Origin of the sequence: Polaromonas sp., assembly GCF_041689105.1 — a bacterium.
In the GTDB taxonomy this organism is placed as follows: Bacteria; Pseudomonadota; Gammaproteobacteria; order Burkholderiales; family Burkholderiaceae_C; genus Polaromonas.
The window spans coordinates 1-14,916 of record NZ_JBDNGU010000102.1 but is presented as its reverse complement, the minus strand read 5'-3'; the positions used below and the strand labels follow the sequence as shown (position 1 = coordinate 14,916).

Below are 14,916 nucleotides of genomic sequence, written 5' to 3'. Positions count from 1 at the left end.
TCAGCCCCGACGCCTAGCCGCCCCGCCACGGGGTCGCCGCATGCCCGGGGCGGAACTTCAGGGTGTGCGGCCATCCGCGACTTCCCACAATGACCACCAACCTGCTTGATTACGATCTTGAAGGTCTGGCTGCGTTTTGCGAGCGGCTGGGGGAAAAGCGGTTTCGCGCTACCCAGCTTTTCCGCTGGATTCACCAGAAGGGCGCGACCGATTTCGGGCAGATGACCGATCTGGCCAAGTCCCTGCGTGAAAAACTTCCTGCGTCTGCGTACATCCCTGCCCTCAAGGTGGTGTCGCGCCACGACTCGGCCGATGGCACCATCAAGTGGCTGTTCGACGTGGGTGCCGGTGATGTCATCGAAACCGTGTTTATTCCCGAGTCTGATCGCGGGACCTTGTGCATTTCATCGCAGGCCGGTTGCGCGGTGGGTTGCCGTTTTTGCTCGACGGGACACCAGGGCTTCAGCCGCAATCTGAGCACTGCCGAGATCATCGGCCAACTCTGGTTTGCCGAACACTTCCTGCGCCGTCATCTGGGCAAGGATGAGCGCGTGGTCTCCAATGTTGTGATGATGGGCATGGGCGAGCCCTTGCAGAATTATTCGCAGCTGTTGCCGGCATTGCGCGTGATGCTCGATGACCATGCCTATGGTCTTTCACGCCGGCGTGTGACCGTGTCGACCTCCGGCGTGGTGCCCATGATGGACCGTCTCGCGCAGGATTGCCCGGTCGCGCTGGCGGTGTCGCTGCATGCGCCTGAAGACAGCCTGCGCAGCAACCTTGTGCCACTCAACAGGAAATATCCGATTGCGGAATTGCTTGATGCCTGCAGCCGCTACCAGGTGGCCGCCCCCCGCGACTTCATCACCTTTGAATACTGCATGCTCGATGGCGTTAACGACCAGCCCGAGCACGCGCGGCAACTGGTGACCTTGATGCAAAAGCATTCGGTGAGCGGTCTGTCCTGCAAGTTCAACCTGATTCCTTTCAACCCCTTTCCCGCATCAGGTCTGAAGCGTTCTGACATGCCGCAGGTGATGGCTTTCGCGAAAATCCTCATGGATGCTGGCATCGTGACCACGGTGCGTAAAACCCGGGGTGACGACATCGATGCAGCCTGCGGCCAGCTGGCCGGCGACGTGCAGGACCGCACCGGCGTGCAGCAGCGCATGGCGTCGCAGCGGCAGGGTATGCTCAAGGGCATCAAGATAGTCTCCAGAGAGGTCGGTGTATGACGCTTGTCCGCAACGTAATGTGGCTTTTCGTCTGCTGGGCGGCTGTGCTGCTCGCGGGCTGTGCTGCCAACCCCGGGGCAGCGGCGGGCCCCGGCGGGCGCGCCGAGATCATGACGGAGTCGGACCAAACCGATGGCCGCAGGCGCGCCCGCATCCGTCTTGAACTTGCCGCCAATTATTTCCAGCAGGGGCAAACCAATGTGGCGCTCGACGAGCTCAAGCAGGCACTGACGGCCGACCCGACCTTTGTCGATGCGCACAATCTGCGCGGACTGGTCTATATGCGCCTGAACGACAACGCGCTGGCCGAGGAAAGCTTTCGCCGGGCCCTGGCGCTCAATCCGCGGGACGGCGATGTACTGCACAACTATGGCTGGCTGCTTTGCCAGCAAAAACGTTACAGTGAATCGGTCGCGATGTTCGGGCGTGCCATCGCCACTCCCCAGTACGAAGGGCAGGCCAAAACATTGATGACTCAAGGCATTTGCCAGATCGGTGCAGGCCAGGCGGCTGAAGGTGAGCGCAGCTTGTTGCAGTCATATGAGCTGGATGCCGGCAACCCCATTACCGCTTACCACCTGTCAAGGGCGCTGTTCCAGCGCGGCGACCTGGCACGCGCTCAGTTCTACATTCGCCGCGTCAATAACAGCAACCTGGCCAATGCGGAGACCCTGTGGCTGGGGATCAAGGTCGAACGCGCCTTGGGTGATCGCCAGGCCATGTTGCAGCTGGCCGGCCAGTTGAGCAAACGCTTCGGTGCGTCTCGAGAGGCTGCAGCTTATGAAAAAGGGGCCTTCAATGAGTGAGTTTGATGGCCAGGTGCCGGACAGCGGCATGCTGCCGCAAGAAGGGTCTTTTCCATCTCAGCCTGCGGTGGCTGTCGCGAGTGCTGGAACCCTGTTGCGGCAGGCGCGCGAGGCTGCGGGTCTGCACATTGCCGCGCTGGCAGTGGCGCTCAAGGTGCCGGTAAAAAAACTGGAGGCACTCGAGGCCGACCGGCTGGACCTGCTGCCCGATGCGGTGTTTGTCCGCGCTTTGGCCTCAAGCGTTTGCCGCACACTCAAGATGGATGGCGCTCCCGTGCTGGCGCTGTTGCCGCAGACCGGCAAACCGCGCCTTGATTACCCGCGCGCCAGCATCAACACGCCTTTTCGCTCTCCCAGCGATGGGCCTGGCCCGTCTCTCTGGACGCAGGTGTCCAGGCCTGCGGTGCTGGCTGGGCTGTTGCTGCTGCTCGGTGCCCTGGTGCTCATTCTTTTGCCGGCGGTCCAGCAGCAGAACCTGGTCGCGCAGCCAGCCGCGTCGTCAGCTGCCATGCCGGCAACGCTGGCGGAGCCGCAACCGACCGGAGGGGGTGCAACTGCTGTTGGAGGGAACGTGACAGAAAGCAGCAATCTGCCCGGCGCGGGCAACGCGGGTAGTGCAGTCGAGGCGTCTGCGCCTGCGGCCGCTCCTGCCGCGCCGGTGTTGGCCTCCGAACTTGCGGCCTCGCCTGCACTGACAACGCCGGGTACAGGTGCGGCTGCGGTGTCCGCCTTTCCGGCCGTGCCTGCGACGGCAACAGCGGTGACGACGGGGCTCATCGTATTCACGGCCAAAGGCGAGTCCTGGGTTGAAGTCACCGATGCCAAAGGGGTGGTTGTCTTGCGCCGCACCTTGGCAGCCGGCGAAGCCGCCGGGGCCTCCGGGGCGGTACCGCTGGCGGCAGTTGTCGGCCGTGCGGATGTCACCCAGGTGCAGGTGCGTGGACGGCCGTTCGACTTGAGCGCCGTGAGCAAAGACAACGTTGCACGTTTTGAGGTGAAATAGTGTCCCCCTGTTTACCGGTTGAGTCTGCTGCCCCGAAAGCACGCGTGTCTGCGCAGGCGCGGGTGGTCTGGGGTTCGCGTGTGGTCACGGTGGGCGGGGATGCGCCGGTGCGTGTCCAGTCCATGACCAACACCGATACGGTCGATGCCATCGGCACCGCCATCCAGGTGAAGGAGCTTGCGCTGGCTGGCTCGGAAATGGTTCGCATCACTGTCAACACCCCCGAGGCAGCCCAGGCGGTGCCGTATGTGCGTGAGCAGCTGGACCGTATGGGCATCGACGTGCCCTTGGTGGGTGACTTCCATTTCAACGGTCACCGCCTGCTGACCGATTACCCCGCTTGTGCGGAGGCGCTGTCGAAGTACCGTATCAACCCCGGCAACGTGGGTAAGGGCGATAAACACGACAGGCAGTTTGGCCAGATGATCGAGGCGGCGGTTCGCTGGAACAAGCCAGTACGCATAGGTGTCAATTGGGGCAGTCTGGACCAGGAGTTACTGGCCAGCCTGATGGACGAGAACAGCCGCCGTACCCGGCCCTGGGATGCCAAGCAGGTGATGTACGAGGCCTTGATCACATCGGCCATCGACTCCGCCGTACTGGCCGAGCAGATGGGCATGGACAAGAACCAGATCATCCTGTCGTGCAAAGTCAGCGGTGTGCAGGACCTGATTTCGGTCTACCGTGAGCTCTCCAGACGATCCCGCTATGCCTTGCACCTGGGGCTGACTGAGGCCGGCATGGGCACCAAGGGGACGGTGGCTTCCAGCGTCGCCTTGGCCGTGTTGCTTCAGGAAGGCATAGGCGACACCATCCGCGTATCGTTGACGCCGCAACCCGGCGAAGCGCGCACCCAGGAGGTGGTGGTTGCTTCCGAAATCCTGCAAGCCCTGGGACTGCGCAGCTTTGTACCCAGCGTTACGGCCTGTCCCGGCTGTGGCCGAACCACCAGCACCACTTTCCAGGAGTTGACCAAGGAGATTGACGACTTCCTGCGCGCCCAGATGCCTGTCTGGCGCAAGCAATACCCCGGTGTTGAAAAGCTCAGGGTCGCGGTGATGGGTTGTATTGTCAATGGCCCGGGCGAGAGTAAACACGCCGACATCGGCATCAGTTTGCCGGGCTCGGGCGAGGCGCCGGCCGCGCCGGTTTACATCGACGGCGAGAAAAGTGTGACCTTGCGCGGCGACCGGATTGCGCAGGAGTTCCGGGTGATTGTCGAAAATTACATTGAAAAGCGCTTTGGCACGCAAGCCGTTGCCCAGACCGCTTGAACCTGCCCCATGGCTGAAAAATTAGCTGCCGTCAAAGGCATGAACGATATATTGCCGCCTGATTCGGCGCGTTGGGAGTGGCTGGAAGAAAAAGTCCGCTCGTTGATGGGCCGTTACGCCTACCGCAATATCCGCACCCCCATCCTGGAGCACACTCAGCTGTTTGTGCGGGGCATCGGCGAGGTCACCGACATTGTCGAAAAGGAGATGTACTCGTTTGCCGATCGCTCCGACAAGTATGGCGACAACGATCAGCTGACCCTGCGCCCCGAAAATACGGCCAGCCTGGTGCGCGCGGTGAACGAGCACAACATGCTCTACGAAGGTGGCAAGCGCCTTTACTACATGGGCCCGATGTTCCGGCGCGAGCGGCCGCAACGCGGGCGTTATCGCCAGTTTCACCAGATCGGGGCCGAGGCGCTGGGTTTTGCCGGCGCCGAGACAGACGCAGAGTTGATCCTGCTGGCGGTCGCGCTCTGGAAGGAGATCGGCCTGACCGACTGGCGCCTGGAGATCAATAGTTTGGGCCAGCCCGAGGAGCGGGCCCGGCACCGTGCCGAATTGATCGCCCATCTCGAAAACCATGCGGATCTGCTCGATGAAGAAGCCCAGCGGCGGCTTCACAGCAACCCGCTGCGCATCCTGGATACCAAAAACCCGGCCATGAAAGCCGTGGTGGAAAGTGCCCCGCGTCTGATCGATTTCCTCGGTTCCCAGTCGCTGGCGCATTTCGAGGCACTCAAGGCCATCCTCGATGCCAACAGCGTGCCATGGAGCGTGAACCATCGGCTGGTGCGCGGTCTTGACTATTACAACCTCACGGTATTCGAGTTCGTGACTGACCGGCTTGGTGCCCAGGGCACGATATGCGCGGGCGGCCGCTACGACTATCTGGTCGAGCAAATCGGTGGCAAGCCCGCCCCTGCAGTCGGCTGGGCGCTCGGGGTCGAGCGGGTGCTTGAACTCATCAAGGAGCAGGGGACCGTTGTTCCGATGCCGGTGCCGGATGCCTATGCCGTCATTCCCGACGCGGCAGCGCTGCCGCTGGTCATGAAAACGCTGCAGGCGCTGCGCGAGGCTGGCGTCAGCGTGCAAATGCACGCTGCGGCGACGTCGGCAGGCATGGGCAGCATGAAGTCCCAGTTCAAGAAGGCAGACAGCAGCGGCGCGCGGTTTGCGCTGATTTTCGGTCAGGCCGAGCTGGATGCAGGCCAGGTGGCAGTCAAGCCTTTGCGGGACGGGAAGGCCGACGCCGCGCAGGCGCAGCTCCTGCAGCCGTTGGACGACATCTCGTCCTGGGCGCAGGTTTTGCGCAGCGGCTCCTGAAGCGCACCCTACAATCGTTCCACTTTACCCGACAGAACAAGCAACGCTTTATGGCAAAACCACTCGATTTTGAAGAACAGGAGCAGCTTGACGAACTCAAGCACTTCTGGAAACAGTACGGCAACCTGATTACCTGGGCCCTGATCGCCATTTTCGGCAGCTTCGCAGCCTGGAACGGTTACCACTACTGGCAGCGCGGCCAGCAGGCGCAGGCTGCGATCATGTACGACGAGGTCGAACGTGCTGCCGCGTCGGGTGAAACCGGCCGCCTGGACAGGGCACTGGCCGACATGAAGGACAAATTTGGCAGCACCGCCTTTGCGCAACAGGCCGGACTGCTCGCCGCCAAGACGTATTACGACAAGGGCAACATCGATGGCACCAAGACGTCTCTGGTCTGGGTAGCAGGCAAAAGCGCTGATGAAGGTTACCGGGCGATTGCCAAGCTCCGCCTGGCCGGTGTGTTGCTCGAAGCCAAGGACTATGACGAAGCGCTGCAGCAGCTGTCTGGCTCTTTCCCCAAGGACTTCGCCGCGCTGGTGGCGGACCGACGCGGTGATGTTCTCACTGCGCAGGGTAAAAAAGGCGAAGCCAAAGCCGAATACGAAAAAGCCTACAAAGGCATGGACGAGCGTACGCAATACCGGCGACTGGTCGAGGTCAAACTCAATGCGCTCGGAGTCAATCCGTCAGCAGCATTGTCCAGCCCTGCAGCCGCCGCTGCAGTTTCTCCCGCGTCCGCCACGGAGGTCAAACAGTGATTTTCAAGTCTTTCAGGCCTCTGGCCCTTGCTGGAAAAGCGTCGACAGCTATTGTTTTGATAGCGATTCTGTCCGGCTGTTCGATGGTCGGCGGGCTGTTCGGCAGCTCCGTCAAAAAGCCGCTGCCTGCCGAATTGCAGCCTGTGGTCGCGCTGGTGCCGGTCCGGCAGGCCTGGACCGCACGTATCGGTGAAGTGAGCTTTCCGCTGGAGGTCGAAGTGTCTGGGGAGACGGTCACGGTGGCCGCGGCCGATGGCACCGTGGCCTCGCTCGACGCGCGCACCGGTCGTGACCTCTGGCGCACAAACATAGGCACGCCGATTGCCGCTGGCGTGGGCAGCGACGGCAAGCTCGCCGCCGTAGTGACGCGTGCCAATGAAGTGGTGGCCATTGCTGGCGGCAAGGAAGTCTGGCGGCAAAAACTGGCGGCGCAGGCTTTCAGCTCTCCTTTTGTCGCTGGCGGGCGCGTTTTTGTGCTTGCCGCGGATCGCTCAGTCAACGCCTTTGACGGCCAGACGGGCCGCAAACTCTGGACCCAGCAGCGCCCCAGCGAGCCGCTGGTGCTGCGCCAATCTGGCGTGATGCTGGCTGTCGGCGACACGCTGGTGGTTGGCCTGGCTGGCCGGCTGACCGGCCTGAATCCGCTGAATGGCAGCATCCGCTGGGAGGCACCGATTGCCTCGCCGCGCGGCATCAACGATGTGGAGCGCCTGGTGGACCTCGTAGGCACCGTCAGCCGCATCGGGAATACCGTTTGCGCCAGAGCCTTCCAGGCCAGCGTTGGCTGCGTCGATGCCGGGCGTGGCACCTTGCTCTGGAGCAAACCCGCCAATGGAGCGCAGGGCTTGGACGGCGATGACCGCCTGGTGTTTGGCACTGAAGCCGATGGCAAGGTACTGGCCTGGCTGCGTGCCGATGGTGAAAGCGCCTGGAGCACCGAACGCCTGCGTTACCGCAGCCTGACCTCGCCCGTGGTGGTGGGCCGCTCGATCGCCATCGGCGACTCCGCTGGTTTTATCCATTTGCTGTCGCGCGCCGACGGTTCCTTGTTAAACCGGCTCACCACAGACGGCTCTCCGGTGGCAGCCTCCCCGGTACTGGCCGCCAACACCCTGATCGTCGTGACGCGTTCTGGCAACGTTTACGGCTTTGTGCCGGAGTAGATGTTGGCCCCCACGCTTGTCGCTTCGCATACTGCGCTGCCCCCCGAGGGGGCTGTGCTTGCTTGGGGCGGCCCTTCGCGGCGCACGTTGGCCCCCACGCTTGTCGCTTCGCGTACTGCGCTGCCCCCCGAGGGGGCTGTGCTTGCTTGGGGCGGCCCTGCGCGGCGCACGTTGGCCCCCACGCTTGTCGCTTCGCGTACTGCGCTGCCCCCCGAGGGGGCGCTGCGCCTGCGGCCCGGCGGAGCCGGTTCCGTAACCCTGGTTGGTAAAGAGGGAGCCTATACGCTCCTCGTTTCGCCTAGTCCGCTGCCCCTGTTGATCGCCATTCTGTGAAACCTGTTCTAGCTCTTGTCGGTCGCCCCAATGTGGGTAAATCGACGATTTTTAACCGGCTCACCAAGTCGCGCGACGCGATTGTGGCCGACTACGCCGGCCTCACGCGGGACCGCCACTATGGCAATGGCCGTCTGGGTGCGCAGGAGTTCATCGTCATTGATACCGGCGGGTTCGAGCCCAAGGCCGTGGACGGCATCTACAAGGAAATGGCCAAACAGACCCGGCAGGCCGTGGCGGAAGCGGACGTTGTTGTCTTTGTGGTGGATGCGCGCGCTGGCGTGAATGCCCAGGACCATGAAATCGCCAAGTACCTGCGCAAACTGGGTAAACCAACGGTGCTGACGGCCAACAAGGCCGAGGGCATGACCGAAGGTGTGCAGCTCTCCGAGTTTTTCGAACTCGGACTGGGTGAAATCCTGCCCGTCTCGGCTTCCCACGGTCAGGGCATGCGCACCCTGGTCGAGATGGCGCTGCAGCCCCTGAACCTGCCGGACCCGGATCAGGAGGGCGAACCCGCCGACCCAACCGTCATCAAGTTGGCGGTGGCCGGCCGGCCCAACGTGGGCAAGTCCACGCTGATCAACACCTGGCTGGGTGAAGAACGCCTGGTGGCGTTTGATCAGCCGGGCACCACACGTGACGCGATTTCGGTGCCTTTTGAAAAAGCCGGGCAGAAGTTCGAACTGATAGACACCGCCGGCTTGCGCCGCAAGGGCAAGGTCTTCGAAGCGATTGAAAAGTTTTCGGTGGTCAAAACCCTGCAGGCCATCGAAAGCGCCAATGTGGTACTTTTGCTGCTGGACGCGACCCAGGGCGTGACCGACCAGGACGCCCACATTGCCGGTTACATCCTCGAAAGTGGCCGCGCGGTGGTGCTCGCAGTCAACAAATGGGACGTGGTGGACAGTTACCAGCGGGAAATCCTGGAACGCTCCGTCGAAACCCGCCTGTCTTTTCTGAAATTTGCCTCCATCCACAATATTTCCGCGATCAAGCGCCAGGGGCTGGGACCGGTCTGGAAGTCCATCGTCCAGGCCCATGCCTCGGCCAACCGCAAGATGTCCACACCGGTGCTGACCCGCCTGCTGCTCGAAGCCGTGCAGTTCCAGAGCCCGCAGCGGGCCGGCATGTTCCGCCCCAAGCTGCGTTATGCCCACCAGGGCGGCATGAACCCGCCCATCATCATTGTTCATGGCAACTCGCTCGAACATGTCACCGACGCCTACAAGCGCTTCCTGGAAGGGCGCTTCCGCAAGGAGTTCGAGCTGGTCGGCACGCCTCTGCGCATCCAGATGAAGTCCTCGAGCAACCCTTACGCTGACAAAGATTCAGCCTGACGCCTACATTTGCGCCGGGTAGCATGTGGTAAGGTGGACTTCCATCAACTCTTGAACACGGAAAATATCGTGAGCAATAATAAAGGTCAGCTGTTGCAGGACCCCTTCCTCAACACTTTGCGCCGGGAACACGTGCCGGTTTCGATTTACCTCGTCAACGGCATCAAACTTCAGGGCCAGATCGAATCTTTCGATCAGTACGTTGTGCTGCTGCGCAATACGGTTACCCAAATGGTGTACAAACACGCCATTTCAACGATTGTTCCCGGTCGCGCAGTCAATTTTGCTGCCGCAGAATCCCAAGAAAGCCCAGCCAGCTGAGTTCTCAGGACATTTCCGTGACATCGGCGCCCCTGGCCATCCTGGTCGGGGTGGATTTGGGGGCTCCCAATTTTGATGCCGGCCTCGAAGAGTTGGGCCTGCTTGCGCAAACAGCGGGCATGCAGCCGGCCGCGCGCGTCGTCTGCAAACGTCGAGCCCCCGACGCGGCGCTTTTCATAGGCAGCGGCAAGGCCGACGAAATCAAGATGCTGGCGCTGGAAACAGGTGCGAGCGAAGTCCTGTTCGACCAGTCCCTGAGTCCGGCCCAGCAGCGCAATCTGGAGCGGGTGCTGGGCCTGCCGGTCAATGACCGGACCCTGTTGATCCTGGAGATTTTCGGGCAGCGGGCGCGCAGCCACGAAGGCAAGCTTCAGGTCGAACTGGCGCGTCTGCAGTACCTGTCTACGCGCCTGGTCCGGCGCTGGTCCCATCTGGAGCGGCAAACAGGCGGTGCTGGTGTACGCGGCGGTCCGGGTGAAAAGCAGATCGAGCTGGACAAACGCATGATTGGCGAGTCGATCAAGCGCACAAAAGAGCGGCTCACCAAGGTGAAAAAGCAGCGGCAAACCCAGCGCCGCCAGCGCGAGCGGCGCAACTCCTTCACGATCTCCCTCGTGGGCTACACCAACGCCGGCAAGTCCACGCTGTTCAATGCGCTTGTGAAGGCGCGCGCCTACGCCGCCGATCAGTTGTTTGCCACGCTGGACACCACCACACGGCAGTTGTATCTAGGGGACGCGGCGCGCTCCGTGTCGCTGTCCGACACCGTGGGCTTTATCCGGGATCTGCCGCACGGGCTGGTTGATGCCTTCGCCGCCACCTTGCAGGAGGCGGCGGATGCCGATCTGCTGATCCATGTCGTCGATGGTGCCAATCCTGACCACCTGGAGCAGATTGAGCAGGTGCAGCGTGTCCTGGCCGAGATCGGCGCAGCGGAGGTGCCGCAAATTCTGGTGTTCAACAAGCTCGATGCCCTTGAAAAGTCACGCTGGCCGCTTCAGTTGAGTGACACTTTTGAAGTCAAGGACGCTTTTTCCGACACGGGCAAGCGTGTGGAGCGGGTATTTGTCAGCGCGCAGACCGGGGAAGGCTTGCCACTGCTGCGCCAGTTGCTGGCCCGGCATGTACAGACCCCTCCGGCAGAAGATAACCTTCAAATCAGTGAAGTCGTGGTCTGATTGGGCACAATAGCGAAGTTATTAAAAAAAGGCAGTTTGATTCCATGAACCTGAACCCTGTTCTACAGACGCTCACCACCCTGCCGGGTCGGCTAAGACAACGCGCCCGCGGAATGTTCAATCTGAACGACCCTCGCTGGGGCCGGGATGACGACAACAAGGCAAGGCCCGACGACGCCAATCCGGAGCCCGGGCGCGATGAGGTCCCGCCGCCGCCACCGGCGCGGCCCCCCGCTTCCGACCGTCCGCGAGGGCAGGGGCCGAACCAGGGGCCGCCCGACCTTGACGAGTTGTGGCGTGATTTCAACCGCAAGCTGGGCGGGCTTTTCGGCGGCGCCAAAAACGCGGGTCAACGCGCGCGCGGTAGCATGGGCGGCGGTGGGGGCGGCAACGGCGGCCCCGGTAGCTTCCAGCCCGACATGAAAAGCGCGGGCATCGGTGTCGGCCTGATTGCGGCTGTGGCGGTGCTGATCTGGTTGGGTACGGGATTTTTCATTGTGCAAGAGGGCCAGCAGGCCGTAATTACCCAGTTCGGCAAATACAAGTCCACGGTGGGGGCCGGCTTCAACTGGCGCCTGCCTTACCCGGTACAGCGCCACGAGATGGTGGTTGTCACCCAGATTCGCTCCGTCGATGTGGGCCGTGACACCATCATCAAGGCCACTGGCCTGCGCGAGTCGGCCATGCTCACCGAAGACGAGAACATCGTCGAAATCAAGTTCGCCGTGCAGTACCGCCTCAGCGACGCCCGTGCCTATCTGTTTGAAAGCAAGGACCCCGCTGGCGCTGTGGTGCAGGCGGCAGAAACTGCGGTGCGCGAAGTGGTTGGCAAGATGAAGATGGATTCGGCCCTGGCCGAGGAGCGCGACCAGATCGGACCGCGCGTGCGTGAGCTGATGCAAACCATTCTGGACCGCTACAAGGTCGGCGTGGAAGTGGTGGCGATCAACCTCCAGCAAAGCGGTGTGCGCCCGCCCGAGCAGGTGCAGGCGGCCTTTGACGATGTGCTCAAGGCTGGTCAGGAGCGGGAGCGGGCCAAGAACGAAGCCCAGGCTTACGCCAATGACGTGATTCCGCGTGCTGTGGGTTCGGCTTCGCGCCTGAAGGAAGAGTCTGAAGCCTACAAGGCCCGCATCGTGGCGCAGGCTCAGGGTGACGCGCAGCGCTTTCGCTCCGTGCTGGCCGAGTACCAGAAGGCGCCGCAGGTCACGCGTGACCGCATGTACCTCGATGCCATGCAGCAGGTGTACACCAACGTGACCAAGGTACTGGTTGAGTCGAAGCAGGGCTCCAACCTGCTTTATCTGCCGCTTGACAAGATCATGCAGCAATCCGCGCAGAACAGCGCTGCCGCGAGCAGCGATGCCGCCGTGTTATCCGGCGCTGCCGCCGGTTCGCCTGCTGGCGTGCCTGCCAGCACCGTCGATCCACGCGTCCGGGATGCAGCGCGCACCCGTGAACGCGAAACCCGCTAAGAGGAACAAATCGTGAACAGAGTTGGATTTATTGCCACGTCCCTGCTGGTCTTGCTTGCGCTTGCCAGCTCCATGCTGTTTGTCGTGGATCAGCGCCAGTTTGGCGTGGTTTATGCGCTTGGGCAGATCAAGGAAGTCATCACCGAACCCGGGCTCAATTTCAAGCTGCCGCCACCCTTTCAGAATGTGTCCTATATCGACAAGCGGCTGCTGACGCTGGACAGCACCGACGCCGAGCCCATGCTGACCGCCGAGAAGCAGCGTGTGGTGATCGACTGGTATGTGCGCTGGCGCATCATCAACCCGTCGGAGTACATCCGCAATGTCGGGCTGGACGAGCGGGCAGGGGCCAACCAGCTCAACCGCGTGGTTCGCAATGCCTTGCAGGAAGAGATCAACAAACGCACGGTCAAGGACTTGCTCTCGCTCAAGCGCGAAGCACTGATGGCCGACGTGAAGACTGAGGTGCTTCAGGTGGTGCGTGGCGCCAAGCCCTGGGGCGTGGACGTGGTTGATGTGCGCATCACGCGTGTCGACTACGTGGATGCCATCACCGAATCGGTTTACCGCAGAATGGAGGCCGAACGCAAACGTGTCGCCAACGAGCTGCGCTCCACCGGCGCTGCAGAAGGCGAAAAAATCCGCGCTGACGCCGACCGCCAGCGCGAGATCACGATTGCCAATGCGTACCGCGATGCCCAGAAAATCAAGGGCGAGGGCGACGGCCAGGCCGCTTCGATCTACAACGAAGCCTTTGGCCGCGACCCCCAGTTCGCCCAGTTCTACCGCAGCCTGGACGCCTACAAGGCCAGCTTTGCCAAGAAGGGCGACGTGATGGTGATTGACCCGTCGTCCGATTTCTTCAAGGCCATGCGCGGTTCCGGCGCGGGTGCAACCCCCGCCAAGAAGTAACCATCCTGGACAGCGGCACGCTCTGGCTGGCACTGGCGTGTTTGCTGGTGCTTGAGGGTTTGCTGCCTTTTCTTTCGCCGGGCGGCTGGCGCCGCATGTTCGAGCAAATTCTCACGATGAGCAACGGCCAGATCCGTTTCTTCGGCTTGTGCAGCATGGTGGCGGGCCTGGTCTGGATGGCGTTTCTGCTCTGAATCCTCCGCGCCGCCGCAGCTATTTACGCTGCGCAGGTGCATCCGGTCGCCAGGCGACCGAAAACCGGCCTCAAGCCCGGTAAAATCCTGTTTTTAACAGCGTACGATAAATACATGCCCGCCTGGTCGTCATCATGGCAATTGCCGGATCAAATTGCCGATGTCCTGCCCTCCGAGGCGCGCCACATCGAAGAGCTGCGCCGCCTGTTTCTCGACACCGCCCGCAGCTACGGCTACGAGCTGGTCATGCCGCCGCTGCTCGAACACCTCGAATCCCTGCTCACCGGCACCGGTGAGGCGCTGGACCTGCAGACCTTCAAGCTGGTCGACCAGTTGTCCGGCCGTACGCTGGGACTGCGCGCGGACACCACGCCGCAGGTGGCCCGCATTGACGCCCACCTGCTCAATCGCCAGGGTGTGGCCCGCCTGTGTTACTGCGGCCCGGTGCTGCACACCCGCGCCGACCGCCCGCACGCCACACGCGAGCCGCTGCAGTTTGGCGCCGAGATTTACGGCCATGCCGGCCTTGAAGCCGACCTGGAAGCCCAGTTGCTGGCGCTCGAAGGCCTCAATGCTGCCGGCGTCACGCAACTGTCGGTGGACATGGCCGATGTGCGTATCGTCAGCAGCCTGCTGGCCGGCGCCAAGGTTAGCCCCGCGATGCTGGCGCGCATTCACGCTGCGCTGGCTGCCAAGGATGCGAGCGAGCTGTCCAGCCTGACCGCCAGCCTCAATGGCAAGTTGCCTGCTGCGGCGCGCCAGGGCCTGCTCGCCTTGCTGCAGTTCTACGGTGACGAGAAGGTGCTGCCGGAGGCTGAAAAAGCCTTCAGGGACCTGCCCGAAGCGCTCAAGGCGTTGCAGAACCTGAAATGGCTGGCCACGCATGTCACCAGCCTGGCGGGTGATGTGAAGATCGGTTTCGACCTGGCCGACTTGCGCGGCTACGCCTATTACAGCGGCACCCGTTTTGCCATCTACGGCCATGGCCAGCGCGACGGCGGGCAGGGCGCCGAGCTGGTGCGTGGCGGCCGCTATGACGAGGTGGGCGCCGTGTTCGGTCGCAATCGCCCGGCTGCGGGCTTCAGCCTGGACTTGAAGGAGCTGGTCAACGTGCTGCTGCCCAAACCCTTGCGGCCGGCGATCCGCGCGCCCTGGGGCGAGGAAGCCAGCCTGCGTGCCGCCATTGCCCAGCTGCGCGCCGGTGGCGACACCTTGGTCTGCGTGTTACCCGGCCATGAACATGAGGTCGACGAGTTCGACTGCGACCGTGAACTGGTGAACGTGGCTGGCCAGTGGCAGGTCCGCCTGCTTGCAAAAACACCGGGCTGAGCGCTGCATTGCTCCGCATCCCATCCATCCTTAAAGAGTGAACAGACGATGACAAAGACAACTGCCGCAACCGCCGGCCGCAACGTGGTGGTTGTGGGTACCCAGTGGGGTGACGAGGGCAAAGGCAAGCTGGTGGACTGGCTGACCGAAAGCTCGCAAGGCGTGGTGCGTTTCCAGGGCGGCCACAACGCCGGCCACACGCTGGTGATCAACGGCATCAAGACCGCGCTGCACCTGATCCCCAGCGGCATCATGCGTCCGGGCGT

The 14,916-nt window shown here is 62.5% G+C and carries 15 protein-coding genes; all 15 read left to right on the top strand.

The window, feature by feature from the left end:
* Window positions 1–89: 89 nt before the first annotated feature.
* The gene (gene rlmN, locus ACESMT_RS10690) at window positions 90–1,235 is read left to right on the top strand and encodes a 23S rRNA (adenine(2503)-C(2))-methyltransferase RlmN (protein WP_372826570.1); all 1,146 of its coding nucleotides are present in this window, start codon (window positions 90–92) and stop codon (window positions 1,233–1,235) included.
* Window positions 1,232–2,041 (top strand): type IV pilus biogenesis/stability protein PilW, encoded by an 810-nt coding sequence (gene pilW / locus ACESMT_RS10685; protein ID WP_372826569.1) that lies wholly within the window; start codon window positions 1,232–1,234, stop codon window positions 2,039–2,041. Before rlmN ends, pilW begins: the two co-directional genes overlap by 4 nt.
* Window positions 2,034–3,044: a helix-turn-helix domain-containing protein gene (locus ACESMT_RS10680; protein ID WP_372826568.1), complete on the top strand. Its 1,011-nt coding sequence runs from the start codon at window positions 2,034–2,036 to the stop codon at window positions 3,042–3,044. Before pilW ends, ACESMT_RS10680 begins: the two co-directional genes overlap by 8 nt.
* A complete protein-coding gene (gene ispG / locus ACESMT_RS10675) occupies window positions 3,044–4,318 on the top strand; it encodes a flavodoxin-dependent (E)-4-hydroxy-3-methylbut-2-enyl-diphosphate synthase (protein ID WP_372826567.1) in 1,275 nt (424 codons plus the stop codon). The genes ACESMT_RS10680 and ispG overlap by 1 nt, the downstream gene beginning before the upstream one ends.
* 9 nt (window positions 4,319–4,327) lie before the next feature.
* Complete coding sequence (gene hisS, locus ACESMT_RS10670) at window positions 4,328–5,644, top strand: histidine--tRNA ligase (protein ID WP_372826566.1); 1,317 nt, start codon at window positions 4,328–4,330, stop codon at window positions 5,642–5,644.
* Window positions 5,645–5,694: 50 nt separating this feature from the next.
* Entirely contained in the window at window positions 5,695–6,405 is a 711-nt protein-coding gene (locus tag ACESMT_RS10665; RefSeq protein WP_372826565.1) for a YfgM family protein, read from the top strand.
* Window positions 6,402–7,568, top strand: coding sequence for an outer membrane protein assembly factor BamB (gene bamB / locus ACESMT_RS10660; protein ID WP_372826564.1), 1,167 nt, complete (start codon window positions 6,402–6,404; stop codon window positions 7,566–7,568). Before ACESMT_RS10665 ends, bamB begins: the two co-directional genes overlap by 4 nt.
* A 329-nt stretch (window positions 7,569–7,897) precedes the next feature.
* On the top strand, window positions 7,898–9,241 hold the full coding sequence (der, locus tag ACESMT_RS10655; RefSeq protein ID WP_372826563.1) for a ribosome biogenesis GTPase Der: 1,344 nt from the start codon (window positions 7,898–7,900) through the stop codon (window positions 9,239–9,241).
* Window positions 9,242–9,292: 51 nt separating this feature from the next.
* Window positions 9,293–9,562, top strand: a complete 270-nt coding sequence (gene hfq / locus ACESMT_RS10650) for an RNA chaperone Hfq (protein ID WP_293592174.1) — start codon at window positions 9,293–9,295, stop codon at window positions 9,560–9,562.
* 17 nt (window positions 9,563–9,579) lie between these two features.
* Complete coding sequence (hflX, locus tag ACESMT_RS10645; RefSeq protein WP_372826562.1) at window positions 9,580–10,740, top strand: GTPase HflX; 1,161 nt, start codon at window positions 9,580–9,582, stop codon at window positions 10,738–10,740.
* Between the two features lie 44 nt (window positions 10,741–10,784).
* A complete protein-coding gene (gene hflK, locus ACESMT_RS10640) occupies window positions 10,785–12,215 on the top strand; it encodes an FtsH protease activity modulator HflK (protein WP_372826561.1) in 1,431 nt (476 codons plus the stop codon).
* Between the two features lie 12 nt (window positions 12,216–12,227).
* A complete protein-coding gene (gene hflC, locus ACESMT_RS10635; protein WP_372826560.1) occupies window positions 12,228–13,127 on the top strand; it encodes a protease modulator HflC in 900 nt (299 codons plus the stop codon).
* A gap of 2 nt (window positions 13,128–13,129) precedes the next feature.
* Window positions 13,130–13,321, top strand: a complete 192-nt coding sequence (locus ACESMT_RS10630; RefSeq protein WP_372826584.1) for a DUF2065 domain-containing protein — start codon at window positions 13,130–13,132, stop codon at window positions 13,319–13,321.
* Between the two features lie 114 nt (window positions 13,322–13,435).
* On the top strand, window positions 13,436–14,650 hold the full coding sequence (locus tag ACESMT_RS10625; protein WP_372826559.1) for an ATP phosphoribosyltransferase regulatory subunit: 1,215 nt from the start codon (window positions 13,436–13,438) through the stop codon (window positions 14,648–14,650).
* Between the two features lie 48 nt (window positions 14,651–14,698).
* A partial coding sequence (locus ACESMT_RS10620) for an adenylosuccinate synthetase (protein ID WP_372826558.1) occupies window positions 14,699–14,916 on the top strand: 218 nt, incomplete at its 3' end.

What these genes read in the sequence shown, in the direction of transcription:
- rlmN (WP_372826570.1), top strand. Translation starts at nt 90, where the DNA reads ATGACCACCAACCTGCTTGATTACGATCTTGAAGGTCTGGCTGCGTTT.
- pilW (WP_372826569.1), top strand. Translation starts at nt 1,232, where the DNA reads ATGACGCTTGTCCGCAACGTAATGTGGCTTTTCGTCTGCTGGGCGGCT.
- ACESMT_RS10680 (WP_372826568.1), top strand. Translation starts at nt 2,034, where the DNA reads ATGAGTGAGTTTGATGGCCAGGTGCCGGACAGCGGCATGCTGCCGCAA.
- hisS (WP_372826566.1), top strand. Translation starts at nt 4,328, where the DNA reads ATGGCTGAAAAATTAGCTGCCGTCAAAGGCATGAACGATATATTGCCG.
- ACESMT_RS10665 (WP_372826565.1), top strand. Translation starts at nt 5,695, where the DNA reads ATGGCAAAACCACTCGATTTTGAAGAACAGGAGCAGCTTGACGAACTC.
- hflK (WP_372826561.1), top strand. Translation starts at nt 10,785, where the DNA reads ATGAACCTGAACCCTGTTCTACAGACGCTCACCACCCTGCCGGGTCGG.
- ACESMT_RS10625 (WP_372826559.1), top strand. Translation starts at nt 13,436, where the DNA reads ATGCCCGCCTGGTCGTCATCATGGCAATTGCCGGATCAAATTGCCGAT.